The sequence below is a fragment of the Candidatus Flexifilum breve genome (assembly GCF_016713355.1).
In genome coordinates this window covers 405,619-431,534 of sequence record NZ_JADJPI010000035.1, presented here as the reverse complement: position 1 = coordinate 431,534, position 25,916 = coordinate 405,619, and the positions used below count along the sequence as shown (strand labels likewise).

Annotated in this window: 24 protein-coding genes and 1 tRNA gene; 19 read left to right on the top strand and 6 right to left on the bottom strand. The window is 59.4% G+C overall.

Annotated elements, in window-relative coordinates; genetic code table 11:
• The 5 genes from IPK17_RS24805 (at position 1) to IPK17_RS24785 (ending at position 4,122) form a co-directional block, all read left to right on the top strand.
• Positions 1-834: an ABC transporter ATP-binding protein gene (locus IPK17_RS24805; RefSeq protein ID WP_343420379.1), complete on the top strand. Its 834-nt coding sequence runs from the start codon at positions 1-3 to the stop codon at positions 832-834.
• Positions 831-2,072: an ABC transporter permease gene (locus IPK17_RS24800; protein WP_343421505.1), complete on the top strand. Its 1,242-nt coding sequence runs from the start codon at positions 831-833 to the stop codon at positions 2,070-2,072. The genes IPK17_RS24805 and IPK17_RS24800 overlap by 4 nt, the downstream gene beginning before the upstream one ends.
• Before the next feature lies 1 nt (position 2,073).
• Positions 2,074-3,312, top strand: coding sequence for an ABC transporter permease (locus IPK17_RS24795; protein WP_343420378.1), 1,239 nt, complete (start codon positions 2,074-2,076; stop codon positions 3,310-3,312).
• 105 nt (positions 3,313-3,417) lie between these two features.
• Positions 3,418-4,005, top strand: coding sequence for a GbsR/MarR family transcriptional regulator (locus IPK17_RS24790; RefSeq protein ID WP_343420377.1), 588 nt, complete (start codon positions 3,418-3,420; stop codon positions 4,003-4,005).
• 35 nt (positions 4,006-4,040) lie between these two features.
• Positions 4,041-4,122, top strand: a tRNA-Leu gene (locus IPK17_RS24785).
• Between the two features lie 55 nt (positions 4,123-4,177).
• Here IPK17_RS24785 and IPK17_RS24780 read toward each other — a convergent pair.
• Both IPK17_RS24780 and IPK17_RS24775 read right to left on the bottom strand, forming a co-directional pair.
• A complete protein-coding gene (locus IPK17_RS24780) occupies positions 4,178-5,500 on the bottom strand; it encodes an NADH:flavin oxidoreductase (protein WP_343420376.1) in 1,323 nt (440 codons plus the stop codon).
• Entirely contained in the window at positions 5,500-6,084 is a 585-nt protein-coding gene (locus IPK17_RS24775) for a hypothetical protein (protein ID WP_343420375.1), read from the bottom strand. The genes IPK17_RS24780 and IPK17_RS24775 overlap by 1 nt, the downstream gene beginning before the upstream one ends.
• Before the next feature lie 340 nt (positions 6,085-6,424).
• On the opposite strand from IPK17_RS24775, the gene tig reads away from it, so the two are divergent.
• The 3 genes from tig to clpX are packed head-to-tail and all read left to right on the top strand — an operon-like array spanning position 6,425 to position 9,800.
• Positions 6,425-7,870, top strand: coding sequence for a trigger factor (gene tig, locus IPK17_RS24770; protein WP_343420374.1), 1,446 nt, complete (start codon positions 6,425-6,427; stop codon positions 7,868-7,870).
• Entirely contained in the window at positions 7,870-8,487 is a 618-nt protein-coding gene (locus IPK17_RS24765; protein ID WP_343420373.1) for an ATP-dependent Clp protease proteolytic subunit, read from the top strand. The genes tig and IPK17_RS24765 overlap by 1 nt, the downstream gene beginning before the upstream one ends.
• Complete coding sequence (clpX, locus tag IPK17_RS24760) at positions 8,475-9,800, top strand: ATP-dependent Clp protease ATP-binding subunit ClpX (RefSeq protein WP_502749413.1); 1,326 nt, start codon at positions 8,475-8,477, stop codon at positions 9,798-9,800. Before IPK17_RS24765 ends, clpX begins: the two co-directional genes overlap by 13 nt.
• 66 nt (positions 9,801-9,866) lie before the next feature.
• Here the strand turns inward: clpX and IPK17_RS24755 are convergent, their stop codons facing one another.
• Positions 9,867-10,490, bottom strand: a complete 624-nt coding sequence (locus IPK17_RS24755; protein ID WP_343420371.1) for an MBL fold metallo-hydrolase — start codon at positions 10,488-10,490, stop codon at positions 9,867-9,869.
• A gap of 186 nt (positions 10,491-10,676) precedes the next feature.
• Between IPK17_RS24755 and IPK17_RS24750 the strand changes: the two genes are divergently transcribed.
• The 7 genes from IPK17_RS24750 (at position 10,677) to IPK17_RS24720 (ending at position 18,327) form a co-directional block, all read left to right on the top strand.
• On the top strand, positions 10,677-12,026 hold the full coding sequence (locus tag IPK17_RS24750) for a DUF8689 domain-containing protein (protein ID WP_343420370.1): 1,350 nt from the start codon (positions 10,677-10,679) through the stop codon (positions 12,024-12,026).
• A gap of 9 nt (positions 12,027-12,035) precedes the next feature.
• The gene (locus IPK17_RS24745; RefSeq protein ID WP_343420369.1) at positions 12,036-13,034 is read left to right on the top strand and encodes a response regulator transcription factor; all 999 of its coding nucleotides are present in this window, start codon (positions 12,036-12,038) and stop codon (positions 13,032-13,034) included.
• A gap of 74 nt (positions 13,035-13,108) precedes the next feature.
• Positions 13,109-13,660, top strand: coding sequence for a hypothetical protein (locus tag IPK17_RS24740; RefSeq protein ID WP_343420368.1), 552 nt, complete (start codon positions 13,109-13,111; stop codon positions 13,658-13,660).
• Positions 13,661-13,708: 48 nt separating this feature from the next.
• Positions 13,709-14,704, top strand: a complete 996-nt coding sequence (locus IPK17_RS24735) for an NAD-dependent epimerase/dehydratase family protein (protein WP_343420367.1) — start codon at positions 13,709-13,711, stop codon at positions 14,702-14,704.
• Positions 14,705-14,711: 7 nt separating this feature from the next.
• Entirely contained in the window at positions 14,712-15,980 is a 1,269-nt protein-coding gene (gene obgE, locus IPK17_RS24730; RefSeq protein WP_343420366.1) for a GTPase ObgE, read from the top strand.
• A gap of 3 nt (positions 15,981-15,983) precedes the next feature.
• A complete protein-coding gene (gene nadD, locus IPK17_RS24725; protein WP_343420365.1) occupies positions 15,984-16,580 on the top strand; it encodes a nicotinate-nucleotide adenylyltransferase in 597 nt (198 codons plus the stop codon).
• Positions 16,573-18,327, top strand: a complete 1,755-nt coding sequence (locus tag IPK17_RS24720; protein WP_343420364.1) for a transporter substrate-binding domain-containing protein — start codon at positions 16,573-16,575, stop codon at positions 18,325-18,327. Before nadD ends, IPK17_RS24720 begins: the two co-directional genes overlap by 8 nt.
• A 43-nt stretch (positions 18,328-18,370) precedes the next feature.
• On the opposite strand, the gene IPK17_RS24715 is transcribed toward IPK17_RS24720, so the two are convergent.
• On the bottom strand, positions 18,371-19,309 hold the full coding sequence (locus IPK17_RS24715) for a DMT family transporter (protein ID WP_343420363.1): 939 nt from the start codon (positions 19,307-19,309) through the stop codon (positions 18,371-18,373).
• 140 nt (positions 19,310-19,449) lie between these two features.
• On the opposite strand from IPK17_RS24715, the gene IPK17_RS24710 reads away from it, so the two are divergent.
• The 3 genes from IPK17_RS24710 to IPK17_RS24700 all read left to right on the top strand — a co-directional run bounded on the left by IPK17_RS24710 (position 19,450) and on the right by IPK17_RS24700 (position 23,628).
• Positions 19,450-20,058 carry a superoxide dismutase gene (locus tag IPK17_RS24710; RefSeq protein WP_343420362.1) on the top strand — a complete coding sequence of 203 codons (609 nt, stop codon included), beginning with the start codon at positions 19,450-19,452 and terminating at the stop codon, positions 20,056-20,058.
• A gap of 117 nt (positions 20,059-20,175) precedes the next feature.
• Positions 20,176-21,591 carry an aspartate ammonia-lyase gene (locus tag IPK17_RS24705; protein ID WP_343420361.1) on the top strand — a complete coding sequence of 472 codons (1,416 nt, stop codon included), beginning with the start codon at positions 20,176-20,178 and terminating at the stop codon, positions 21,589-21,591.
• Positions 21,592-21,738: 147 nt separating this feature from the next.
• Positions 21,739-23,628 carry a protein kinase domain-containing protein gene (locus IPK17_RS24700; protein ID WP_343420360.1) on the top strand — a complete coding sequence of 630 codons (1,890 nt, stop codon included), beginning with the start codon at positions 21,739-21,741 and terminating at the stop codon, positions 23,626-23,628.
• 68 nt (positions 23,629-23,696) lie between these two features.
• Here the strand turns inward: IPK17_RS24700 and IPK17_RS24695 are convergent, their stop codons facing one another.
• Positions 23,697-23,981, bottom strand: a complete 285-nt coding sequence (locus tag IPK17_RS24695) for a hypothetical protein (protein WP_343420359.1) — start codon at positions 23,979-23,981, stop codon at positions 23,697-23,699.
• Between the two features lie 153 nt (positions 23,982-24,134).
• On the opposite strand from IPK17_RS24695, the gene IPK17_RS24690 reads away from it, so the two are divergent.
• A complete protein-coding gene (locus tag IPK17_RS24690) occupies positions 24,135-24,692 on the top strand; it encodes an HD domain-containing protein (protein WP_343420358.1) in 558 nt (185 codons plus the stop codon).
• 59 nt (positions 24,693-24,751) lie between these two features.
• Here the strand turns inward: IPK17_RS24690 and IPK17_RS24685 are convergent, their stop codons facing one another.
• The gene (locus IPK17_RS24685) at positions 24,752-25,822 is read right to left on the bottom strand and encodes a LysM peptidoglycan-binding domain-containing protein (RefSeq protein ID WP_343420357.1); all 1,071 of its coding nucleotides are present in this window, start codon (positions 25,820-25,822) and stop codon (positions 24,752-24,754) included.
• Between the last annotated feature and the right edge of the window lie 94 nt (positions 25,823-25,916).

Below are 25,916 nucleotides of genomic sequence, written 5' to 3'. Positions count from 1 at the left end.
ATGTTCAAACTCTGCAAACGGGATGCCGCGCCGCCGACGAGCACCGAACCCAAAGCGGTCATCGATGTGCGCGCGATCACCAAGATGTACAAGATGGGCGATGTCGAAGTCCATGCGCTGCGCGGCGTCGACCTCAAGATCATGGAAGGCGAGTTCGTCTCGATCATGGGGCCGTCGGGCAGTGGTAAAAGTACGCTGATGAACATCCTCGGCGCGCTCGATCAGCCATCATCTGGCGATTACTTCCTCGACGGCGTGAATGTCAGCCGCCTGAGCGAAAGCGATCTGGCGCGGGTGCGCAACAAGAAGATCGGCTTCGTGTTCCAGAACTTCAACCTGCTCAAACGCACGTCGGCGCTGCGGCAGGTGGAACTGCCGCTGATGTACGCGGGCGTGAGCGGGCGGCAGAAGAAAGCGAAAGCGGCGCTCGAATCGGTGGGGTTAGGCAGTCGGCTGGATCACCTCCCGAGCGAACTCTCCGGCGGGCAGCAGCAGCGCGTGGCGATTGCGCGGGCGCTGGTCAACGAACCGGCTATGATCCTCGCCGACGAACCGACGGGTAACCTCGACTCGCGTTCGGGCACGGAAGTCATGCAGATTTTTCAGCGGCTGAACCGCGAGCAGGGGATCACCGTGGTGTTCGTCACACATGACCCGTGGATCGCGCGGCACACCAACCGCGTGGTCATGCTGCGCGACGGGAGCATCATTGCGGATCAAGCGGTCAAAAGCCCACTGGTCGCGGGCGCAGCGGAGCGGCCGTCGCTCGCCGACGAGATGGAAGAGATTTTGCAGGATGCGTACTACGGTGGGCAGAAGGATGAGTACAACTGAACCTCGGTGAGAGCATCCGCATTGCCCTCGATGGGCTGCTGACCAACCGCCTGCGCGCGCTGCTGACCACGCTCGGCATTATCATCGGTGTGGGCGCGGTGATCGGCCTGGTGAGCCTCGGGCGCGGCGTCGAGAACTTCATCGCGGCGGAGTTTCAGGGGCTCGGCTCGAACTTGCTGTTTGTGTTTTCGAGCGCCCCCGCCAACGGCACGCGCACGACGATTCAGCCGCTGTCGACCAATGAAGCGGAAGATCTTGATAATTCAGCAGTTGCGCCGAGCATCCGCCAACTGTCGCAGGAGTTTGTGCTGCCCGCCGCCGTTGTCGCCGAGTCGGTGAGCATTCAACTGGGCGTGAGCGGCGTCACCGCGAACTGGGATGATGTGCGCAGTTGGACGACCGACAAGGGCGCGTTCATCAGCACGGAAGACATCGACAATGTCGCGCGCGTCGCTGTGCTCGGCACGACGGTCGTCGAGGCGATCTATGGCGACAAGACGTTTGACCCGGTCGGGCGCACTATCCGCATCAATGAGCGCGTGTTCACGGTGATCGGCGTGATGGCGGAGCAGGGCGGGGGCATTGGCGTGCTCGGCGACCAGAATGAAGTGATCTTCATCCCCATCTCCACCGCGCAGACACGTTTGTCCCGCGCGCGTACCCGTGACGGTGGCTACCGTGTCGACATCTTCAATATTCAGGCCGTTTCCGAAGATCGGATGGATCAGGCGGTGCGCGAGATTGAAGCCTATCTCGATGAAGCCCACGCCATTACGTTTCAAGGCGAGCAGGATTACAGCATCATCAGTCAGGCCGAACTGCTCAATTCGCTCGGGTCGATCACCGGGGTGCTGACCGTGTTCCTCAGCCTGATTGCGGGCGTTTCGCTGCTGGTCGGTGGCATTGGCATCATGAATATCATGCTTGTCTCGGTGACAGAACGCACACGCGAGATCGGCCTGCGCAAAGCCGTCGGCGCGCGGGGCAGCGATATCCTGCTGCAGTTCCTGATCGAAAGCGTATTCCTCTCGATTTTGGGCGGGGTGCTCGGCGTGGCGCTGGGCTGGTTCCTGACGTGGATCGGTGGTCAGCTTGTCCCCGACCTCACTTTGAGCGTCACCGGAGATGCGGTTGTGCTGGCGACGGTCGTTAGCACCGGGATCGGCGTCTTCTTTGGACTCTACCCGGCGAGCCGCGCCGCCCAGATGCGCCCGATTGATGCGCTGAGGTTCGAATAACATGATTGTCGAGAATACGCGCATCGCCCTCATTGGCCTGCGGTCGAATAAGCTGCGTTCGGTGCTGACGATGCTTGGCATCACGATTGGCGTCGCGGCGGTGATTGTGCTGGTCTCGCTCGGGCAGGCCGTCGAGACCTTTGTGCGCAACCAGTTTTTGGGCTTAGGCACGAACCTTATGCTCGTGTCGCAGCGCGAGGCCTCGCTGGCGGACGCGCGCACAGGCGGCGCGAGTCAGATGATGACCATGCGCGACTACGAAACCCTGCGCGATCTCTCCCGCGTGCCGGACGCGCTGAACGTGATGCCGCAGTTGAATTTCAGCCGCCCGGTCGCGGTCGAAGGGCGGCAGGCGAACGGACGCATTCGCGGCGTGACCGAAGCCTTCGTGCCCATGCGCAACCGGGATGTCGTCGCGGGGCGCTTCCTTGATCGCACGGATGTGGAGAGCGAGGCGCGCGTCGCCGTGATCGGCTTGACGGTGGTTGAGCGCCTGTTCCCGGACAGTTACCCCATTGGGCAGAACATACGCATCAGCGAGGTCACATTTCGCGTGATCGGCGTGATGGAAGAGGCGGGCGGGAGCGGCTTCGGCGGCGACGAAAATGACCTGATCTGGATTCCGGTCACGACGGCGCAGAGCCGCCTGAACACGGGGGAGGATGCGAGCGGTCGCAAACGCGTGACGAACGTGCTCGTGCAGGCGCGTGACGCGGACAGCGTCGATCTGGTGGCGGCGCAGGTGCGCGAGGCGCTGCGCGAGGCGCGGAACATCAACTTTCGTGACGAAGATACCTTCCAGATCTTCACGCAAACCGACTTACTGGAGTCGGTGGGGCAAATCACGAGCCTGCTGACGATCTTTCTCGCGATCATCGCCGGGATTTCGCTGCTGGTCGGGGGCATTGGCATCATGAATATCATGCTGGTGACGGTGACCGAACGCACGCGCGAAATTGGCCTGCGCAAGGCGGTCGGCGCGCAGAAACGCGATATTCAGCTCCAGTTTCTAACCGAAGCAACCGTGCTCTCGCTGCTGGGCGGGGCGTTTGGTATTGGCATCGCCTTGGCCGGATCGCTGGCGGTCTCCGCGGTGTCAGCCGATCTGCAGGTGCGGGTGCAACTGTCGAGTATTCTGCTCGCCACGCTGATCTCGATTGGGATCGGCGTATTCTTCGGCATTTATCCGGCGAATCGCGCGGCGGCGCTCAACCCCATCGACGCCCTGCGCTATGAGTAATCCGCGTGAAAGTGCGGGATTGCGAATGAGCGTTGTTCTCTACCCCTAAGGATGCTACAATGACCGTTAAGAATATTCCCCGCGTGAGTTCTTAAAGGCTGCGGCATGTCGGCAAAACCGAACGGTAAAGAGTTAGGGACCGAGGCACTTCTTGGAACTGTCCATGAGAGTATGCTGGACGGTCTGGGGCAGCTTCTCGACTACTTCGGCTTTAGCAAAGTCATGGGGCAGTTATACGCAGCCATGTTGTTGAGTGATAAGCCGCTCTGCCTCGATGATCTGGTCGAGCGTCTGGATATCTCCAAAGCCAACGCCAGCATGAACATGCGCACGCTCGAAAACCTGGGGATGGTGCGGCAGGTGTGGGTGCGGGGCAGCGGCGGACGCCGGAAGTTCTACGAAGCGGAAACTGACTTCTGGACGATCATCACGAACATTATCAAAGGGCGCGAGATGCGCGACGTGGATCGGGCGATTTCAGTGATGAACGCCAATATCCAGCGCTTGCAGACGGCTATGCCGGAGATGGGCGAGACCGATCAGCAGTTGGCTCAACTCTACGTAGAACGCATTACGCAGCTGCAGGGCCTGTTTCAGTTCGCGCAGATGATGATCAACGCGATTCTGGCGAAGGTTGCAGAAGGTGAAGGCGAGGATGACGGGGTGAGCCTGAAGGGCAACTTGCCCTTGTAGCGATTGTTCGCCTTGACTATAATGTAGTTGCCTGAGGGGGAATGGCGGAATTGGCAGACGCGCATGACTTAGGATCATGTCTCTTACGAGGTGAGGGTTCGAGTCCCTTTTTCCCCACTTGAAAACCTGATACGTGTCACCGATTGCCTGCCCTACACTCCCCCTAAATGTGCTATTCGAAACCCGTAGTCTCAAAAACCGACATCACTTCCCGGATCATCGCGTCATAATCCCCACCGAAACGCGAGACTTCATAGCATCCCAGCGGATTCTCCAGGACATTGACTAAGCATTTGTTGCAATAGGTACAGGGATTACTGGGACGGTCTAGGCCGGAAGCGAAAGTCTGCACGAGATCCGGATTGGCGATCAACGAGCGCGCGATAGAGACGGCATCGCAGTCCCCCGCACTGATGACCCGCCGGATTACCGATGCGGTCTGGAAACCCCCGGTACAGATCACGGGGACGGTGACGGCCTGCTTGATCGCGCGGGCATTCGTGACGTTGACACCCTCAATGATTTTGCCTTGTGCGCGCTTCCACAAGAGCCGAAAAATCATTCTCCCCGGCGGAGAACTGAGGAGCAGAAAATTCCGAAATGTGTACAGGCCGCTGGAGATGATCGAGTCATACGCACGCAAAACATCTTCGGCGGGAAAGCCGCCCATAGGGTTACGTGGATGCGGAAATAGGCTGCCCGCTGATACGTGGATCGCATCGACCCCCGCCGCCTCCAACCACTGGCAGATCTGAATTGAGTCTTCAAGCGTGTTGCCCCGTTTTTCCCACGGAATGACGGCGTTGTTGTCATCGACCGCGCTGATCTTCATCTGGAGGTGAAAGTCCGCGCCGACTTCCTGACGAATCGCTCTGACGACCTCCAGCACGAAGCGCGCGCGGTTCTCTAAAGAACCACCATACTCATCGCGGCGATCGTTGATGCCTGAACTGAGGAACTGGGTGATCAGGTAGCCGTTAGCGCCGTGCAATTCGATCCCATCGAGCCCCGCCGTTCGCGCGCGCCGCGCTCCAGCGGCAAAATCCTGAATAGTGCTCTTGATCTCCGCGGTCGTCATGGCGCTACACTGGAACCCGTGAAATGATTCTGTTCGACTGGTTGAGCTGAGTGCCTTTTTGCCCAGATTTTCCACGCCGCCGGCATCCTGCTGTCGCCCCGCATGACTTAACTGCAAAATGTACCGACAATCATGTTCGTGAACCTGCTCGCCTAAGCGCCGCCAAAACGGAATGGCTTCGTCGCGATGGATAGTCGCGTAGTTGGGCAGAATTCGTCCGCGAATGGACACCGGCACGAACGAAGAGATGATTGCGCCGACGCCGCCACGCGCAAACTTGAGTTCCCAGTTGATGCGTGCCTGAGTGCCAGAACCGTCATAGTTGTCGAAGCGACCGGAGATGTTTGAGCGGAAGACCCGGTTTTTCACGCTTAGATTGCGAAACGCCAGCGTCTGAAAGAGGATGTCGGGCTGCATCACACCCTCTCCGTCTCTTGCGCCCAATACGGCAAGTATTCGATGGGTTGGCGATGCCCCAGCAGGAAATAGCAGTAAAACACGTTGAGCCAGTGGAAGCCTTGCAGGTAGGCTTTGCACAACATCAGACTGTGATCGCCCGCGTTAGGCAGCACCACCATATCGCGGATAAAGCGAAATGGCAGGTTGATCCCGGTGTTGATATCGATGTTGTAGTTGAAGTGTCCGAGATGCTGGTAGGGGGCATAGAGTGGCTGCGGCGGCTCTTGCGCGATAAGGCTCGTTCTGAAGTACCCGAGCTGGATGGGCCGCCCCCGCCACATTCTGACGTTCCAAGCGCCCCGGTACTCTTGGTAGTCCTGAATGACAATTTCGTTATAGCCGAAATTCCGACCATCTTTCTTCCAAAAACCCTTTTTGAACTTTTTGCCGGAAAGATGCCCAACCCATTCGTGATTCCAGCCACAGTAGATATAGCCGTTCAACTGCTCCGGGTCAGGAGCAGTTCCGGTGAGAAGGACTTGTTCAAGGGTACTGCTGTCCGCCTGCGCCAATGACTCATAGGTCCAGCTTTGGGCTGCCATCTTATTTCCCCTTAAATTATCCGTGGTCGATTTCATCAGCGTACTGGAGAATTGATTTGAGAGCAAACCGACTGCTGGAGCGTGGAACGTTCCCGATTCTGAGTAGAGCGCACGGACGGCAAACACAGTTGCCGGATTCTGTGGTCGAATTTCCCCTGTTCTAAGAGGGCGTATGTTGTACAATGAACAGTATTATGAATCGGCTTTAGTCAATTGGTGAAGCGAACTAGCGGAGTATGGGGGCGACAGCAGGCATGAACGGTCCCTCTTTCCCCACATATAATTCTCTAACACTCAATTGCTATAATGGCAAGCAATCGCTTCTGCGAAGGATAGTCTCTTGAACATTCAAACGGAACGTCTTGAAGATCATACCGCTCGTGTCACTGTCGAACTCGAAGCTGAACGCCTCGACCAGGCAAAGAAACAAGCCGCGCAAGAAATCTCCAAAAAAGTCAATATCCCCGGGTTTCGTAAAGGCAAAGCGCCGTACCGCCTCGTTGCCAATTACGTCGGCGAAGCGGCGATCCTCGAAGAAGCCGTCGAGCTGTTGAGCAACACCATCTATCAGGAAGCGCTGCCGCAAACGGGGCTTGATCCGTATGGTCCGGGTTCACTGGTTGACTTCAAGCCGGAACCGCCGGCGTTCGTGTACGCGCTGCCGCTCCAGCCATCGGTAGATCTCAAGGATTACCAGTCGTTCCGCCTCGATTTTGCGCCGCCCGCGGTTGAAGACCGCGACGTGAATCTCGCGCTGCGCAACCTGCAAGAGGAGCAAGCGGTCGTCGAATTGAGCTCGCAGCCCGCAGTGCTCGGCAACCGCGTCACGGTCGATATTCACTCGCACATTATAGAAGAGGGTGAAGAACACGAGCACGCGGAAGGCGAAGAGGGCGAGGACGAAGCGGATACGCACGATCACCAGCATGGCGAACCGTTCATGCACGAGCATGACGCGGGCTTCATTCTGGATGCAGATGGCGAACCCGTCCCCGGTTTCAATGAGCAGCTGCTCGGCGTGGTCGAAGGCGATACGCGCATGTTCGAACTGAGCGTGCCGGAAGACACGGACAAGTACGGCGATGCATCGGGCAAGAAGGTGCACTTCACCACCACGGTCAAGAAGGTCGAAGTGGTGACGCTGCCCGAACTGACAGACGACTTCGCCGCGCGCGTGACCAAGGACGAGGAAAAGCCACTGTCACTGCTGGAACTGCGCATGCGTGTGCGCGAGAACCTTGAAAAGACGTCCTCGGATCGCTACCGCGAAGACTTCTTGCGCCGTGCGATTGACGCGCTGGTCGAAAAGGCGGAAATCGGCTTCCCGGAAGCGGTCGTCGCGGATCAGGTTGAGGACTTCATGCAAGACCTCGATCAGCGGCTGCGGCGGCAGGGGATGACCCTCAAAGACTATATGTCGATTTACAAGAAGTCGGCGGATGATATGTATGCCGACTACCGTCCGATGGCGGTGCAGACAGTTCAGCGGCAGCTGGTTTTGCGGCAGTTGGTAAGTTCTGAGGCGCTCGATGTGTCCGAAGAGAGTATCAACGCCGAAATCGACCGCGTCATCGAACGGTTTGGGGCGGAACGCAAGGACGACATTCGCAAGATGTTTGACGCGCCGCAGATGCGCGACAGTGTGCGGAATGATCTCCTGCGTGAGGCGGTGATTGATCGCATTATCACGATTGCCAAGGGCGAAGCCCCGGCGGCGGAGACTTCCACGACAGAAGCGGGAAGCACCAGCACCGAGAGTACCGAAGACAAAGAGGAGTCTGCCTAATGTACCCGCAAAACGTTATTCCGATGGTGATTGAGCAGGGCAGCCGCGGCGAACGCGCGTATGACATCTACTCCCTGCTGCTGAAGGAACGCATCATCCTCCTCGGCACACCGATCAACGATCAGATCGCGAACCTGATTGTGGCGCAGCTGTTGTTCCTGCAAAGCCAGGACCCGGAACGCCAGATTCAGATGTTCATCAACTCCCCCGGTGGTGTGGTGTACTCCGGCATGGCGATTTACGACACGATGCAGCAGATCAGCGCGCCCGTGGCAACCACCGCGGTCGGCATTACGGCGAGCTTTGGTACGGTGCTGCTGACGGCGGGCGCCAAGGGCCTGCGCTATGCTCTGCCGAACGCCACTATCCACATGCACCAGCCGCTGGGCGGCGCGCAGGGGCAGGCGTCCGACATCGTCATTCAGGCGAATGAAATCATGCGCTTGAAGGAACGCCTGAATCAGATTCTCGTGTTCCACACCGGGCGCGAATTGGAAGTCATCGAACGCGACACCGACCGCGACATCTACTTCAGCGCCAAGCAGGGTGTGGAGTACGGCCTCATCGACTCGGTGCTCGAAAGCACGAAAGTTCCTATGGGAGCATTAACGAAGTGAATTTTTCGCCAACGAACCAACGCTGTTCATTCTGCCGGCGCGGTCACGACGAGGTTGAACGTCTGATTGCGGGACCCGATGGGGTGTTCATCTGCGATAACTGCGTTGAACTGTGCCAGCGCATCCTGTTCGAGGAAAACCCGAACTATGGACGCGAAGAGCTGGGGATCAACCTTGAGCGCCTGCCGCTCCCCCGTGAACTCATGGCGCACCTCGACGAATATGTCGTCGGCCAGGAACATGCCAAGCGTGTGCTGAGTGTGGCGGTGTACAACCACTACAAGCGCATCCGCAATGGCGGCATGGCGAACGGCGTGGAGTTGGAGAAGAGCAACATCCTGATCGTGGGCCCGACGGGGAGCGGTAAGACGCTCCTCGCGCAGACCCTGGCGCGCATTCTGGATGTGCCGTTCTGCATTGCCGACGCGACTTCGCTCACCGAAGCGGGGTATGTTGGCGAAGATGTCGAGAACATCCTGCTGCGCCTGATTCAGGCCGCCGATGGTGATATCGCCCGCGCGGAAAAGGGCATCGTCTACATTGACGAAATCGACAAAATTGCGCGCAAGTCGGCGGATAACCCGTCGATCACCCGCGATGTCTCCGGCGAAGGCGTGCAGCAGGCGCTGCTTAAGATCGTCGAGGGCACGCTGGCGAATGTGCCGCCGCAGGGCGGACGCAAGCATCCGCACCAGGAATTCCTGCAGGTCGACACGTCGAACATCCTCTTCATCTGCGGCGGCACGTTCGCCGGGATCGATGATGTGATCGGCAAGCGAGTGGGTGGCAAGGGCGCGATCGGCTTCACCGCGCAGAACACAGAAGAACGAATTAATATCACCGACAAACGCGAACTGCTGCAGCATGTCGCGCCGGAAGACCTGATTCAGTACGGCCTGATCCCCGAATTTGTGGGACGCCTGCCCGTGCTGGTCAACGTCGAACCGCTGGACAAGGCGGCGCTCATGCGCATTCTGGTCGAACCGAAGAACGCGCTCGTTAAGCAGTACCAGCAGCTTTTGGCGCTGGATGGCTTGGAACTCGCGTTTGATGACTCGGCGCTCGGCGCGGCGGCGGATATCGCTCTGAAACGTGGCACGGGAGCGCGTGGTCTGCGCTCGATCATCGAAAGCCGGTTGCTTGACGTGATGTTCGAAGCGCCGGGGCGCGATGACATTCAGCGCGTCGTGATCGATGCGGACGTCGTGACGGGCGTGTCAACGCCGCTGGTGTTCAACAGCTCGGGCGAACGGGTCACGTGGGACGACGCCAAGGTCGCCGACGAGCACAAGCCGCTCGATACCGCGGCGTAAACGCACGAACCAACAAAAACGGACGAGGTTAACCTCGTCCGTTTTGATTCGGTGTCTAAACGATTGTTAGCGATCCGGGGTGAGCAGCACAACTTCGGACTTGCTGCCGACTTCCCGTTGGAACAACGCCGCGTCGACCTTGTTCGCGCCCGACGAGCTCAAGCTCCAGTTGCAGGGGATGACCCAGCGCGGGCGCATCTGGTCGGTGACCTCCGCGGCCTGCTGCGGTGAGAGGGTGCCGCGTCCATCAATCGGCAGAATGGCGATATCCGGATGAATGGAGGCCATTTCCGGAATGACACCCGTGTCGCCAGCGTAGTAGATGTCGTAGTAGTTGGCGGAGATGACAAAACCGAGGCCGCTGTCCTTCGCTGCTGGACGGGGATCGCTCGGATCATAGGCGGGGACCGCTTTGATGCATACCCGGTCGACGGCAATGCTTTGCCACGGCAGGAGCACAGTGCAGCCGGGGATTTCCTGCGCAACGCGTTCGTTACCAATGATACGGGTCTGGTCGCCGCGCAGCTTATTGATATCCGCGAGCGAGCAGCGATCATAATGGTCATGACTCACGAGGATGACGTCAGCCGGCTGATCCGTCCGCAGAATGCGCCACGGGTTGATATAGATCAGCGGCGATCCCTGAATGACAAAACTTCCGTGTCCTAGCCAATGGATCTGGTCAATCATGTTTGGTCAGCTCAACGCAGTGGGTCTGATTCATAATGGAGCGTAACTTTACTACATATGTGGTGTTCAAGCAAGCTTTTTGTCCTAGTCTCAATGAACGGACGACATGCGGATTGCAAACCGGATATATAATGGGCATGCGATAATGCGTCAAACAGCCTTCATTTACGACTAAGGGATCAATCGATGAGCAATCCTCCAATCAATCGAATTCAGCCCAAGCCGAATCCTAACCAACCGCGCCAGGCGACGGGCGAACTGGGCGGCGCATGGTCGCCTCCGCCGCTCAACTCACTCAACGATACCGGGCTCAACCTGCTGGCGGTTGCAGAACTTGTGTTGAAGGTGCTGTACTTCGGCGGGTATATGTCCGGGCATACCATCTCCGACATCGTCAAACTGCCCTTTACGGGTGTGCTCGATTCGGTGATTGACTTCCTCAAGCGCGAGAAATTCATCGAAGTGAAGGGCTCCGGCGGTCTAGGTGAAGCCAGCTTCCAGTATCTGATCTCGAACGCGGGCGCGGCCAAGGCGCGTGAAGCTCTGGAGCGCTCGCAGTATGCCGGCCCGGCGCCCGTGACGCTTCAGCAGTACATCGCCTCGCTGCGCTCGCAGAACAAAGAACGCCTGATTGTGCACGAAGAACAGATGAAGACGGTGACCAATCACCTCGTCATCTCGGATGATATGCTGGCGCGCATTGGCCCGGCAATCAACTCCGGACGCTCGATGTTCCTGTACGGCCCGCCCGGCAATGGTAAGACGACCGTCGCGGAGCAGGTGGGGCGGCTCGTGCTCGGTGATACCATCTGGATTCCCTATGCTTTCGACGTCGACGGGCAGATCGTGCGCGTGTTCGACAACGTCAACCATGAACTCGCGGACGATATGTCGACCAAGCTCGGCACGGGCGTCGTCATGGACCCGCGCTGGGTGCGCATCCGCCGCCCGATGATCATGGTCGGTGGTGAACTCACGCTCAGCGGCCTCGACCTCGTCTACGACTCGATCAACAAGTACTATGAAGCGCCGTTCCAGGTCAAAGCCAACGGCGGCATGTTCCTCATCGACGACTTTGGCCGCCAGCAAGTACGTCCGCGCGATCTGCTCAACCGCTGGATTGTGCCGCTCGAAAAGGGCGTTGACTTCCTGACACTGGCGACCGGGCGCAAGATTGAAATCCCCTTCTTCGTGCTCATCGTGTTTTCCACGAACATCGACCCGCGCGATCTCGTCGACGAAGCCTTCCTGCGCCGTATCCGCCACAAAATCGAGATCACAGACCCGACTTACGAGCAGTTCCGCGATATCTTTAAGCGCGTATGTACCGCGAAGGGCGTCAAGTACGATGAGCAGGCGCTGGCTTATCTGCTCAAGGAATGGTACATCAGCAAGAACCGGGCGCTGCGGGCTGTCCATCCGCGTGACTTGATCAATCAACTGCTGGATATCGCGACGTACCTGAACAAACCGCCCGTGTTGAGCAAGGACATGATCGACCGCTCCGCGGCATCGTATTTCGTCAACCTCGATTGACGCGGACCTATGAACAGGACCTACAACGGAGCGGCAATCCCGCGCTACCAGATCTTCGTGCTGGCCGATGGCAACCCGGTCGTGCAGTGGAGCGAGCACACGGTTCAGGACTTGATGTCCGGGACGTACCGTCCCTACACGCAGCATGACTTCGGCCACTTGATCCATGATTACGAGCTCGAACGTCTGAAGAGCGCGGGCATCATCGAACATTACAACCGGACCTATGTGTGGGTATATGCCCTGCCAGAGAATAATCGCTTCGGAATGCTGCGGACGCAGGAACGCTCGACGAGCCGCGTCCGCTCGTATTACCTGAACACAACACTGCCCGTCGAGCGCTTTGATGATGTGCTCAATCAATTACAGGCGCTCGGACTGATCGACCAGTATTGGGCGACGGAACATGAAGGCGTCGTCGCCATCTTCAATAAGGACGAACAGCCGTTCGCTCAGTTGAAAGATGCGGAGGCCGTGCAGCGCATGCTGAGCGGTGCGGCTCCGGACATCTTTAAGGATACGGCGGTCGCGTTCATCGAGCGCAAGCGCGATGATCTCGCGCTGCGCACGCCGGAAACCGATCACCTCAATCTGGACGACATCATCGCGGCGCAGACCGATACGAGCCTGTTTGCGGGCAAGCGCGCGATGGTCATCGTCAAGGATGAGCAGGAATCGCACTCAATCTGCCAGCTGCTGACTGGCCTATTGATGGACGTGTGCACGGCGACGACGGGCGGTGATGCGCTGCTCAGCCTCGAAGAGCAGCCATCCGATGTCGTCGTCATGGAACTGCAGCTGCCGGATATGCACGGCTACGAACTGATCGCTAAAGTGCGGGAAATCGGTTCCAGCACGCCCATTCATGTCATTGTGCTGGCCGAAGCGCATGCGACGGAAGCGGATCAAGTCTTCGCCCTGACTATCGCCAAGGTCGACAGCTATCTGGTGAAACCAATCAAACTGCCGCAGCTGCGCCAGAACATCTGGACGGCTTTGAAGAGCTAACCACCCATTGTGTTTTGGGGGCGTGACCAGTAGACTCATTCAGAATCAGCCCGACTGAATATGAGCGTCTTGCCATGTCTCAACTACCCTGGGAAAGCAAAATGCGCCGCACAAATGCGGAAGCAGAATGGATGGCACCAGAAGAAGTCGTGCAGCAGGTCCGTCTGCACTATTTTGAAGCCGTGAATTGGCTGCATGACAGCACGTTTGAAGCGTGGGCGGCGCAGTGGTCCGAGGCTCCGGCTCATCTGAGTGGTTCCTTCCTCAAGCGCCACCAGCAAGCACTCATGAGCAACCGCGATTCCTCGCTGCCGGGGATCGTCGGCGTGCTGCGCTGCGATCACACAATCGAAGTGCGCCATTTTAGCGCGCAGGGCGGCGACTGTCTGATCGTCGATCACCAGACCGGGCGGCGCATGGCGACGTATAACCGGGAAACGCAGCAGCGCCTCAACACCCAGGATCTCGGCGATGGGGCAGTCGTGTACCGCATGCACTACGACAGTCGATCCCGCCGCTGGAAGATCGATCACTTTGTGCAGGAACTCCCGGTGGCGTGGGGCAGTGCGCGGCGGCGCATCCGCGAAACGTCGAATATGCCCACATCGTTTGGACGCGACTATTAAAGCAGTCCGCGTCAGACCACCGCGTCGCAGTACCAGTCAGGCAACCCATTGACCTCCACGATCTTTATTACGGGCGGGACCGGCTTCTTAGGTCGACATCTCATTCCAACCCTGTGTCGCGCTGGCTATCACGTGCGGGTGCTTGCCCGCCACCCCGAAGCGCACGTTTGGCTCACACGTTATCCGCAGGTCAGTGCCGTTCAAGGGGATGTCCTCGATCCGACGAGTCTGGCGCCGGGGCTGGACGGATGTGACTATGTCATTCATGCGGCGGGGCTGTTTCGGTTTTGGGGCGAACAGGCGCTGTTTGACGCGACCAATGTTGGTGGGACGGAAAATGTCCTCAAGGCCGCGAACGGCGTGCAGCGCTTCGTACATGTCTCGACGGTCGCGCTGATCGGCACGCCGAGTGGGATCGTCGATGAGGAGCACCCGGCACACCCGGCTGACAATTACCAGCGGAGCAAATACAAAGCCGAACAGCTCGCGCTCCGCTACCACGCCGACCACGGTGTGCCGCTGGTCGTGCTGCGCCCCGGCGCCTTCTATGGTCCGCTCGGTTCGTATGCCTTCAACCGCCTGTTTTTCCGTGACCCGATGCGCGGCATCATCATGCAGATCAACGGTGGGAGCTATATCACGTTTCCGGCGTACATCGGCGATGTGGCACAGGCCATCGTACGCGCTCTGACGGCCGGGCGTCCCGGCGAAATCTACAATGTGTGCGGCGAGACGCTGACGCACCAAGCGGCCTTTGACATCATCACACGTGAGGCCGGGCTGTGGTACCCGCGTCTGAACATCCCGGATTGGTTAGGGGAAGCGTTCGCTCGCTTTCTGTCGGGCATCGCATACGTCACACGGCAGGAGCCGTTCTACCCGATCACCTTGCGTTCTTATGTGTATAATGACTGGCGCGTCACCAGCGCCAAGGCGCAGCGCGAACTTGGTTTCGTGCCGACGCCGTTCCTCGAAGGGGCGCGCCGGACGATTGCTTGGTATCGGGCGGGACAGCCCGATACGATTCCTGAAGTCGAATGTTAGGACGATCATGATCGATCAAGTCAAGATTTTTGTGCAGAGCGGCAACGGTGGCGACGGCGCCATCGCTTTTCGCCGCGAGAAATTCGTCCCACACGGGGGCCCGGCAGGTGGCGATGGCGGCGAGGGGGGCGACATCATCTTCAAGGTCAACCCGAAGATGAACACGCTCGCGCCGTTTGGCAATCGCATCCACTTCCGCGCGCAGCATGGCGAGAAGGGCGGCACGAGCAATAAGGCGGGCAGTGATGGCAAAGATGTCATCGTGGAAGTGCCGCCGGGGACGGTCGTACGCCGGGCTGATAATGAACAGATCCTCGCCGATTTGGTACGCTCCGGCGAAAGTGTGATCATCGCCAAGGGCGGGCGCGGCGGACGCGGTAACTCACGCTTTGCGTCGGCGGCCAACCAAGCGCCGCGTATCGCCGACAAAGGCGAGCCCGGCATCGAAATGTGGGTGATCCTCGAACTGCGCCTGATCGCGGATGTGGGGATTGTCGGCGTGCCGAACGCGGGCAAATCGACGCTGCTGTCGGTCATCAGCAATGCGCGCCCGAAGATCGCCGATTACCCGTTTACGACGCTGGAGCCGAATCTCGGCGTAGTGACGCTCGATATGAGTGACATCGTGGTTGCGGATATCCCCGGTCTGGTTGAAGGGGCGCACATGGGGGTGGGGCTGGGGCACGCCTTCCTGCGGCATGTGACGCGCACGCGCATGCTGGTGCATCTGCTGAACGGCCTCGCCGATGATCCGGTCGCGGACTTCAACCAGATCAACGCCGAATTGGCGCTGTACGACGACCGCTTGGCGCAAAAACCACAGATCGTCGTCGTCAACAAGCTGGATATGCCCGAGGTGCAGGAACGCTGGCCCGAGATCGAAGCGGCGCTCAAGAGCCGCGGCATCGAAAAGCCGATGGCGATTTCCGGTATGACGCGCCTGAACGTGCAGAAGCTGATCGGGCGGCTGTTCGAAGAGTTCGCCAAACTGCCCGAAACCGAGCCGTTCACGGTTGAAGAGATGCCGATTTACGAACTACCCGAAGAAGATGAAGCCGTCTTCACCATCGAGAAACTCGGTGATGGCGAGTACCGCGTGGTCGGTCAGCGCATTGAACGCGCCGCTGCCCGCACCTACTGGGACTACGAAGAAGCGGTCTACCGCTTCCAGAAAATGCTGGATACGCTCGGCGTGACGGAAGCGCTGCGTAAAGCGGGCGTGCAGGAAGGCGATTCTGTCTTCATCGGCGAGAACGAGCTGGAGTGGTCAGACTAAGCGATGCGTCTGGGAATTCTGGGCGGCAGCTTTGATCCGCCGCACATCGGCCATCTGATTCTGGCCGAATACGCGCTCGACGCCGTGCCGCTCGATCACGTGCTGTTCGTGCCCGCCGCGGATCCACCCCACAAACGCGGTACCCGCGCAGCGGTCGACCATCGACTGGCGATGATCACGGCGGCTATTCAGGATCGACCGGAGTTCAGCGTATCGCGGGTCGACATTGATCGTCCCGGTCCGCATTACACCGTCGACATGCTGCGCCTGCTCAGGGCGCAATTTCCCGAAGCCGAACTGTATTTCATCATGGGCGGAGATTCGCTGCGCGATCTGGTCAAGTGGAGCCGACCACAGGAACTGATCACGCTCTGTACGCTGGTGGTAATGGGGCGACCGGATGCGATCGCTTATCCGGACATGCACGAGGCGGTTCTGCCCGGGTTAGTCGAGCGCGTGATCATGACGGAGTCGCCCATGCTTGGGGTTTCGTCCAGCGAGATCGCCGCGCGACTGGTCGCTGGGCACAGTGTGCGTTATGTTGTGCCCGCGCCCGTCTTATCGTATATCGAAACGAATAGGTTATACCACGATGACTAAATCACGACTCTGGTTGGGCCTGTTGCTGCTGCTCCTTGTCAGCCTTTCCGGCGGTTTGCTGACCGCTGCGCCGAGTGGTCAAACCGCGCCGACTCTTGTGCCGCCGACGCTCGTCCCGACGACTCCGCCGAATTTCATCGATGCGCTGCCGTCGGAGTCGGGGGTGGCACGCATTGCCCGGGAGGGCAAAGTGCGCGTCGGGATTCTGTATAACGAGCCGCCGTTCGGCGAATTGAACGTGCGCGGCGAACAAACGGGCTTCGATGCTGACCTCGCGCGCAGTATTGCCGACGCGTGGGGCGTGACTATCGAATTCGTGCAGGCGACCCGACAGACAGGGATTGAACTGGTGGCGAATGGCGACATCGATCTGCTGATCGCCGCTCAGCCGCATCTGCGTGAGCTCGACAACCGCGTGGAATTCAGCCAATCCTACTATCCCAGTACGCAGGTGCTGCTCGTGCGCAATGGCGATGGCGCGACGGTGCTCGGTCACATGGCGGATCGCAAGATCGGCATCGTGATGGGTACGCGCGGTGAACTTGCGGTCGCGGATTGGGAAATGCGCAGCGACTACACCTTCAGTGTGACGCGCTACCCGACGCTGGACCGGGCGCTCGCGGCACTGATGACGAATGAGATTGACGGCGTGGTCGACAATTATGTGCGCGTTCAGCGGACGATTCGCTTTCAAGCCGAAAACTTTCGCTTTGTCGACGAGCCAGTGCTCTCCGAACCGTACGCGATCGCGCTGCAGCGGCAGGACGTGAATCTGCGTAATCTGGTCAATCGGACGCTGCAATATCTCTACGCTAACGGTCGCTTGAACGAACTGCATCAAGCCTACTTTGAGGGAGCGGTTTACCCCGGCAGCACGTTCGTCACGTGGACGAATATCGGCGACGAAGCGCCGAAGCCCGCCAACTTCGCCGCGGATGTGCCATTCCCGCGCCAGTACGTCGTGCCGAATTTGCAGTCGGCGCGCGTGGTGCGCGTCGCTGGCCTGCGCGATCTGCCCCCGGATGCACCAGAAAGCCAGCGGCGCCTGGATGGCGTCAACCGGGCCTTGATCAATGCGATGGCCATGCGCTGGAATGTGACGGTCCAGCCTGTTCCCGGCGACGATCCGGCGCAGTTGGTCGCCGATGGGCAAGCGGATATCGCCATTGGGGTCACGCCCGACTGGAACGCGGCAGATCGTGTGGATTTCAGCAGCTACTATCTGCTGCACGGCCTGCGCATGATGCTGCGCAGCGACGCGCAAATCGGCGGATTGGGCGACCTGCGCGGGCAGATCGTTGGCGTGTTTCAGGATGAATCCGGCGTCAGCCAACTAGTGACGCAGCTCGCCGCCGATCAACGCGCGGTTGTCGATGACTTCTTCATCATTCTGCGCGAACAGGACGCGGCCTATACCATGCTGGTGGACAACAATGCCCGTGTGGTGATCGGCGACAGCCTGAGGCTGATGCCGAACGTCGAAGGGAGCGACGGCGCGCTCCAACTGCTGACGGATGCCGATGGTCGCGCCGTGTGGTACAGCCGCCAATACTTCGGCATGGCCGTGCCGCGCAATGATATCGACTTCCGACTGCTCGTCGAATATACACTGCAGGAAATGGCGCGCGATGGTTCGCTGCTGCCCATTTTGCAGCCCGTGATGTACCCGCAGGATGCGCCGCTCTTCGAGTATTACCCCGGCCCGACGCAGTATCTCGGCTTCAACCTGTCGGGACTGCAAGGGTAACACCCAACGATGAACTCCACAGAGAACACCGCCGAGGAACCGACTACAATTCCTCGGCGTGTTCGGCTGTCTCGGTGCTGTCGCTGGTCTGCTGCCCCAGGCTGGTGAGAATCACCCCGCCAATGATGGCGAGGCTGCCGATGGCCTGCTGCAAAGTCGGCGTTTCGTTCAACAGGATCAACGCGGCAATCGCGCTGCCAATCGGTTCCATCTGCGTGGCGACGGCGACAAAGGTCGCGGACAGATAGCGCAGCGCGTAGTTGAACGACGAGTGGCCGATTAACTGCGGCATGATGGCGAGTAGGAGAATCCAGAAGTAGCCTTGCGCGCTGTAGCCCGTGATCGCCGTGCCCGTCGCCGCCACGAGCAGCAGGAGGAACACGGAGGCGAAACCGTACACCAGCCAGATGTACGGAATGAGCGACAGCTTGGCGCGCAGCTTGCGCCCGATCACCAGATAGATCGCGAAGGCAACTGCGCCCGCCAGCGCCAGCAGTCCGCCCATCAACGCTTCACCCGTCAAGGGGGCAGCGGAGTCGCCGCCGACGCCGATCACCAGCCCGCCGATGAAGGCGACGACCAGGCCGACGATCACCAGCAGCGCCAGCCGCGCGCGCAGGAAGATCACTTCGAGAATGGCCACCCACAGCGGCCCGGTGCATACAAACGCCACGCTGATCAGCACGCTGGTCATGCCGAGCGAGGCGATCCACGTTGCGAAATGCATGGCGAGGATGAAACCGGAGGCGACGGCGAGCAGCAGGTCGCGGCGCGAGAGCTGGCGCAGGGCAGGCCAGTGGCCGCGCAGGGCGAAGGGCGTCAAGATCAACGCGGAGAGAGTGAGACGACCCGCGGCAATCGCGTTGGCGGGGATCCCCTCCGTCATGGCAAAGCGGATGAAAATCGCCGCCATCGAGACCGCGGCAATGCCCGCGAGCATGACAAAATAGACCTGTGACGGCACAGTTTTTCGGTTGGTCATAGAGCGCCTTTCGATGCAGTCGGCAATCTTAACATTCGATGAATGCCCTGTACAAAAGACCAGTTTGTCGTGAAAACCGAAACTACCCGTGATACACTAAAATGAGTTTTATCGCGACCAATATTAAGGAGTACGCACACATGGCCTTCGAATTACCCGCGCTGCCTTACGAGAAATCGGCTCTTGAACCGCACATCGATGCGATGACGATGGAAATCCATCACGGCAAGCACCACGCCGCCTATGTGAACAACCTGAATAAGGCGCTGGAAAGCGCGCCCGAACTGGCGGGCAAGTCGCTGGAAGAACTGATCAGCAACCTGAGCGCCGTGCCGGAAAGCATTCGCGGCGCGGTCCGCAATAACGGCGGCGGTCACGCCAATCACACGCTGTTCTGGCAGATCCTCAGCCCGAATGGCGGCGGCGCGCCCTCCGGCGATCTGGCGAACGCCATCAACGCGGCCTTTGGCTCGTTCGACAACTTCAAGGCGCAGTTCAAGACCGCCGCGACCGGCCGTTTCGGTTCGGGTTGGGCGTGGCTGGTTGTGGCGTCGGATGGCTCGGTGAGCATCACCTCGACCCCGAATCAGGACACCCCGGTCATGGACGGCCAGACGCCGATTCTCGGCCTCGACGTGTGGGAACACGCGTACTACCTGAAGTATCAGAATCGCCGTCCCGACTATGTCGATGCGTTCTGGAATGTGGTCAACTGGGCGGAAGTCGCGCGCCGTTACGCTGCCCGCTAACCCCGGCTAGGTGACATTCGTCACCCGCCGGACTTGCGTCCCGACAATACACTAATTTCTGCGAAGGCGTTACAATGCGTAACGCCTTTGTTATTGAAAATTCTAGGAGCGAACAGCGTGACTGATTATCGCATTGAGAAGGACTCGCTCGGCGAGGTGCAGGTGCCCGCGGGCGCATACTACGGCGCGCAGACGCAGCGCGCGGTGCTGAATTTCCCGGTGAGTGGTTTGAAACCATATCCGGCGTTCGTGTGGTCGATGGCGCTCATCAAGCGGGCGGCGGCGGAGGTTCACCTCGACCTCGGCCTACTCGACGAGAAGATGGCGCGCGCGATCATGCAGGCGGGCGACGAAGTGCTCGAAGGCAAGTGGCAGGCGCAGTTCGTGGTCGATCCGTTCCAGGCGGGCGCGGGCACCAGCCACAACATGAACATCAACGAAGTGATCGCCAACCGCGCGAACGAAATCCTCGGCTACCAGTTGGAAGATCCCAGCAAGCCGGTCAACCCGAATGATCACGTCAACATGGCGCAGAGCACCAACGATACGATCCCGACCGCGATCCGGTTGGGCGCGCTGTGGCGCTTCGACGAACTGCTGCAAGCGCTGGGCGCGCTCGCCGAAGCTTTCGAGATGAAGGCCGCTGAATGGGATGACATCGTCAAGAGCGGTCGTACCCACCTGCAGGACGCCGTCCCCGTGCGGCTCGGTCAGGAAGTCGGCGCATGGGCGAAAGCAGTGCGCCGCAGCATGGAAAAACTGGCGCTGGCGGCGGAAGGGCTGCGGCGACTGGGCATCGGCGGCACGGCGACGGGCTCCGCGCTCAACGCGCACCCCGAATACCACAAGCGGATGGTTGCCAAGTTGAGCCAACTGAGTGGGTTGAAGCTGTACGAATCGGACAACCTGTTTGAATCGATGCAGTCGATGGGTGACGCGACGTTCTTCTCGTCGGCACTGCGTACGACCGCTCAGGATCTGAGCCGCATCGCCAACGACATCCGTCTGCTGTCGAGCGGCCCGACGACCGGCCTCGCCGAACTGACGTGCCCGCCCGTGCAGCCCGGTTCGTCGATCATGCCGGGGAAGGTCAATCCCGTGCTGGCCGAAATGCTGAATCAGGCGATGTTCCACATCATGGGCAACGACTTGACGGTGCTGCTGGCCTCGCAGGCGGGGCAGTTGGAACTCAACGTGATGATGCCGATCATTGCGCACAACCTGTTTGAAAGCGAACTGGTCATGATCGGCGCGGTGAATGCCTTCACGACCAAGCTGGTTGTCGGCTTGGTGGCGAACAGCGACCGCGCGACCGCGTGGCTGGCGAAGAACCCCATCCTCGTGACCGCGCTTAACCCGATCATCGGCTACAAGAAGGGCGCTGAAGTCGCCAAGAAGTCGCTGGCGGAGAACAAGAGCATCCGCGACATCGTGGTCGAGCTCGGCTACATGACCGCCGAAGCGGCGGACGCGGCGCTCGACGCGCGCAAGATGACCGAAGGTGGCATCCAGGGCGTGTCGGCAGGCGGTTGATTCAAAATTGTTACAATTGAGGGACAAGGGCAACTTCGTCCCTCAATAACGCGATTCCTCATTTGAGCCACGCTTGATCTACGGTATACTGATGGCGCAGGCAAAAAACAGTGCGCTCTGTCCCGTAATAAGGCGTTCATTGCAATCGTGGCGACCCGAAAATTAGGCAAATACGAGATAATTGAGCGGCTCGGTCGTGGCGGCATGGCAGAAGTCTACCGCGCGTATCATGCTAGCCTTGACCGCTTCGTCGCGATCAAGGTCCTGCATGCGTTCCTCGCTGACGATCCCGAATTCAAGGAACGCTTTGAAAAAGAAGCCAAGCATATCGCGCGCCTGAAACACGCGAACATCGTGCAGGTGTACGACTTCGAGAACGACCCCGATAACGAAAGCTACTATATGGTGATGGAACTCATTCAGGGGCCGACCCTGAAGGATGTCCTCACCGATTTGCAGACGCGGCACGAGCTCATGCCGCTCAAAGAGGCGCTGCGCGTCGTGCGTGAAGCCGCGAGCGCACTGGCCTATGCGCACAGCCAGAATATGATTCACCGCGATGTGAAACCAGCTAACCTCATGCTGGATTCGGACAGCCGCATTGTGCTGACGGACTTTGGCATTGCCAAAATCGTCACGGGCATCCAGTTCACAGCGAGCGGTGGCATGGTCGGCACGCCCGCCTACATGGCTCCGGAGCAGGGGCTCGGTGAAGCGGGTGACGAGCGGTCAGATCTCTACTCGCTCGGCGTGATCATGTACCAACTGGTAACCGGGAATCTGCCATTTGAAGGCGATACGCCCATCGCCGTCATCCTGCGGCATGTTAATGATCCGGTGCCGTCGGCGCGTGTCAGTAATCCGTCCCTGCCTGAATCGGTCGACAAGATCATTCAGCGGCTGCTGGCCAAAGACCCGGACGAGCGCTACCAGTCGGCCACCGACCTGATCGCCGATCTCGAAAAGGTCGAGCGCGGGCAAGTCGTCAGCTTTGATCAGGTAGTGAAAGTCGACCGTCCGCACCGACCCGTCCCGGCGGAATATGACACGCTCGATTTGTCGCCGCGGGATCGTTCCACTATGCGGCGGTCGTCGATTGACCTGTCGCGTCCCAATGATATGGTGATGGCACCCGAACCCCGGGAGCGTCAGCGCCGTCCGTCGTGGCCGCTGTGGCTGCTGCTGGTCGCGGTGATCGGCATTGGCGGCGGGGCGTTTGCCCTCGTTCCTCGCGATGATGGCCGTTCCTGGTTGGCCGCGCTGATCGCGACGTCGACGCCGAGTTCGACGCCCACCGCGACATCCACGCCGACCGAGACGCTGCCGCCCACGGCGACGTTCACCCCGTCACTGACGCCGACCGAAACCCCGACAAGCACCTTCACGGCCACGCTGACGCCGACCGAGACGTTCACGCCGTCGAATACCCCGACCTTCACCTATACGCCCACGCCGACGCCGACGAGCAGCCTCACGCCGTCGAATACGCCGACCGAGACGTTCACGCCGTCGAATACGCCGACAAGCACGTATACGCCGTCGAATACGCCAACTAGCACGTTCACTGCCTCGTTCACGCCGACGCCGACGCCGTCGAATACGCCGAGCATCACGCCGACGCCGACCATCGACCTGACGATGACGCTGATCATGGCGACGCAGTTCTACGAATTCCAGACGGCGACGATTGCCGCGTGTGATTTCGATTATGCGATCAGCGATCAACAGCCGCCGGATGATGATTTCTTCCGCGCCGACCAACCCTATGTTCGGCAAATTACGTTCGTGAACACGGGGACATGCCCGTGGGAGCGCAACACATCACTGACGTATGTGAGTGGGGAAGATTTCAACCTCGTGGATCGCATCTTTGTGCGGGAGCGCGTCAATGTCGGGGAAGATGTTACGCTGACGTTCTCCGGACGTACGCCGCGCACGGGCGCGACCTACAGCGGCGTCTTTGAACTCCGCACGCCGGGGCAAATTCTCATCGGCCAGCCGCTGACGATCACCGTACAGGTCTTCGAAGGCCAGTAGCGCGCACTGCTGAAATTAAAGACCGCCGCGAGCGCTCGCGGCGGTCTTTTTGTTAGTTGGGCAGGGCGTTACACGGGATCTTCTGTGGTGACGCGGTACATGGGGATCGCAATCTCCACAAATTCCGACCAGCCTTCACCGCCGATCAGTTGGCGCTGTTCCTCAGTCAATTCCAACCGAATGTCGTCTTTGCCCGTGTGCAGGTCGATGGTCAGGAGGTCGCTGCCATCTTCGCGCACTTCCTCGAAGCATTGGCGCTCGTAACCCAGCGGATTCTTCAGAAACTTGCCTAAGCAGCGTTCACAGATCGGCAGTTGATGGTCACACACGTTGCGGTTGATTTTGACGTACATGGTGCAGTCTCCTAAGGTGCATTTATTGGCAGCATAGATCCGGTCGGAGCGGCGACCCTAGTGACGTTCATCATGCGGTTTCCGTGAAACGTCCATAAACAGTATAATCGCGCCGTTGCTGGTCTTTTTCAGGGAAACTGGAGAAATTTCGTCATGGATCGCGATCAGGCATGGGGGATCGTGTGCGAGTTCGTCAAGTCAGACAGCCTACGCAAGCATATGCTGTCAGTCGAGTTCGCGATGCGAGGATATGCGCAGCATTACGGTGAGAACGCGGACTCATGGGGATTAGTCGGCTTGCTGCACGACTTCGACTGGGAGATTCACCCGACGCTGGAACAGCATCCGATGGACGGCGCGCCGATTCTCCGTGAACGTGGGCTGGCGGAGGCTGATGTGCAGACGATTCTCAGCCACGGCCCGCTGGCAGAACGCGTCACCCTGCGTGACAAGACGCTGCACGCCGTCGATGAGCTGACTGGGTTGATCACCGCCGTCACGCTGGTGCGCCCGAGCAAGAATATCACTGACGTAGAACCGAAATCGATCAAGAAAAAGTGGAAAGACAAGACCTTCGCCGCGGGCGTGAATCGCGAGGAAATCGAACAGGCGACAGCGGAACTTGGCGTAGACCTATGGGAGTTTCATGTGCCGCTGGTGCTCAAAGCGATGCAGGACCATGCCGCCGACCTCGGCCTAGATGGTCAGTAAGTTTTCAGGGGATTTACAGGAAAAAAACAGGCGATCCACCCGGATCGCCTGTTGATTGGTTACGACTGAACGTGGATTGGGGTGCCGATATCCACGAAGTTGTAGAACCATTCGGCTTCGGGCGTCGGTAGGTTGACGCAGCCGTGACTCATCGGTTGGCCGAAGTTGTTGTGCCAGTAGGTGCCATGCAGGGCGTAGCCCGCATAGAAGTAGGCAACATAGGGCACGTCGGGGAGGTAATAGCCGGGGCCAGTCATCGTTTGCGCGGAGTATTTCCGCTGAATAGTGAAGTCGCCCCGAACCGTGGGCGTGTTGGGCAGCCCGGTCGATACGATGACGTTGCGCACGAGCACCCCGTTTTCGTAGGCGTAAGCGCGCTGTTCGCTCAGGTCAACGATCACTTCGCGACCGACCCCATGAATGGGGGCAGGGGCAGCAGCGGCGCCTTCGACGGCGGCGGCCCCGGCGAGGACGTTCGGTATGATGAGTTCCTGCCCCGCGACAATTTGGTCGGCGTTGAGGATGTTATTCGCCTGCGCAATCGCCAGCCAGCTCACACCGTACTGCGTGCCAATTGAGGCGAGACTCTCACCACTTGCCACGGTGTGGCGAATGCTGTTCGGGTTGATGAGATCGCTGTCGAGCGTGAGCGATTCGGTGTCGTCGGCAGGCGCGTCTTCGCTCGGCACGCCGGAGATCAACAGCCGCTGACCCGCGTAGATCATGTTCGGATTGCTGATATCATTGAGGCGGGCTAACGCCTCCGCACTGATACCATACTGGCGCGCAATGGCCGCGAGATTTTCGCCGCGCGCGATCGTGTGGTATTCTGCGGGTTGTGCGGGTTCTTCGACCGCGGTGATTGGTTCGGAAACGGCAGGCGCCGCCTCGGCGACGGCTTCATCTCCGGGGATGAGCAGTTGCTGCCCAGCGAAGATTTGCCAGGTATTCGTAATGCCATTGGCCTGCGCAAGTTCCGTCATCGGCACGCCATACTGGAGCGAGATGCGGAACAAGTTTTCGCCGGGCTGGACAATATGAACATTGTCGTCCTGCCCGACCACCGGCGCAACGGCCAGCATCAGGATCAAGGCAAGGATTACGAGCAATGGGAGTACTGAACGAGACATCGAGGCCAAAACTCCTATAGTCGTTGTGGGTGGATGTAGGCATTGTAGCATATTTCCATACGATTGCTGTGAATACTGTTCGCGGCTACAATTC

Coding starts and splice junctions, on each gene's coding strand:
- IPK17_RS24750 (WP_343420370.1), top strand. CDS start 10,677: ATGAGCAATCCTCCAATCAATCGAATTCAGCCCAAGCCGAATCCTAAC.
- IPK17_RS24795 (WP_343420378.1), top strand. CDS start 2,074: ATGATTGTCGAGAATACGCGCATCGCCCTCATTGGCCTGCGGTCGAAT.
- IPK17_RS24740 (WP_343420368.1), top strand. CDS start 13,109: ATGTCTCAACTACCCTGGGAAAGCAAAATGCGCCGCACAAATGCGGAA.
- obgE (WP_343420366.1), top strand. CDS start 14,712: ATGATCGATCAAGTCAAGATTTTTGTGCAGAGCGGCAACGGTGGCGAC.
- IPK17_RS24745 (WP_343420369.1), top strand. CDS start 12,036: ATGAACAGGACCTACAACGGAGCGGCAATCCCGCGCTACCAGATCTTC.
- IPK17_RS24765 (WP_343420373.1), top strand. CDS start 7,870: ATGTACCCGCAAAACGTTATTCCGATGGTGATTGAGCAGGGCAGCCGC.
- IPK17_RS24790 (WP_343420377.1), top strand. CDS start 3,418: ATGTCGGCAAAACCGAACGGTAAAGAGTTAGGGACCGAGGCACTTCTT.
- IPK17_RS24720 (WP_343420364.1), top strand. CDS start 16,573: ATGACTAAATCACGACTCTGGTTGGGCCTGTTGCTGCTGCTCCTTGTC.
- IPK17_RS24710 (WP_343420362.1), top strand. CDS start 19,450: ATGGCCTTCGAATTACCCGCGCTGCCTTACGAGAAATCGGCTCTTGAA.
- nadD (WP_343420365.1), top strand. CDS start 15,984: ATGCGTCTGGGAATTCTGGGCGGCAGCTTTGATCCGCCGCACATCGGC.
- IPK17_RS24755 (WP_343420371.1), bottom strand. CDS start 10,490: ATGATTGACCAGATCCATTGGCTAGGACACGGAAGTTTTGTCATTCAG.
- IPK17_RS24805 (WP_343420379.1), top strand. CDS start 1: ATGTTCAAACTCTGCAAACGGGATGCCGCGCCGCCGACGAGCACCGAA.
- IPK17_RS24780 (WP_343420376.1), bottom strand. CDS start 5,500: ATGCAGCCCGACATCCTCTTTCAGACGCTGGCGTTTCGCAATCTAAGC.
- IPK17_RS24715 (WP_343420363.1), bottom strand. CDS start 19,309: ATGACCAACCGAAAAACTGTGCCGTCACAGGTCTATTTTGTCATGCTC.
- IPK17_RS24695 (WP_343420359.1), bottom strand. CDS start 23,981: ATGTACGTCAAAATCAACCGCAACGTGTGTGACCATCAACTGCCGATC.
- IPK17_RS24775 (WP_343420375.1), bottom strand. CDS start 6,084: ATGGCAGCCCAAAGCTGGACCTATGAGTCATTGGCGCAGGCGGACAGC.
- IPK17_RS24690 (WP_343420358.1), top strand. CDS start 24,135: ATGGATCGCGATCAGGCATGGGGGATCGTGTGCGAGTTCGTCAAGTCA.
- IPK17_RS24685 (WP_343420357.1), bottom strand. CDS start 25,822: ATGTCTCGTTCAGTACTCCCATTGCTCGTAATCCTTGCCTTGATCCTG.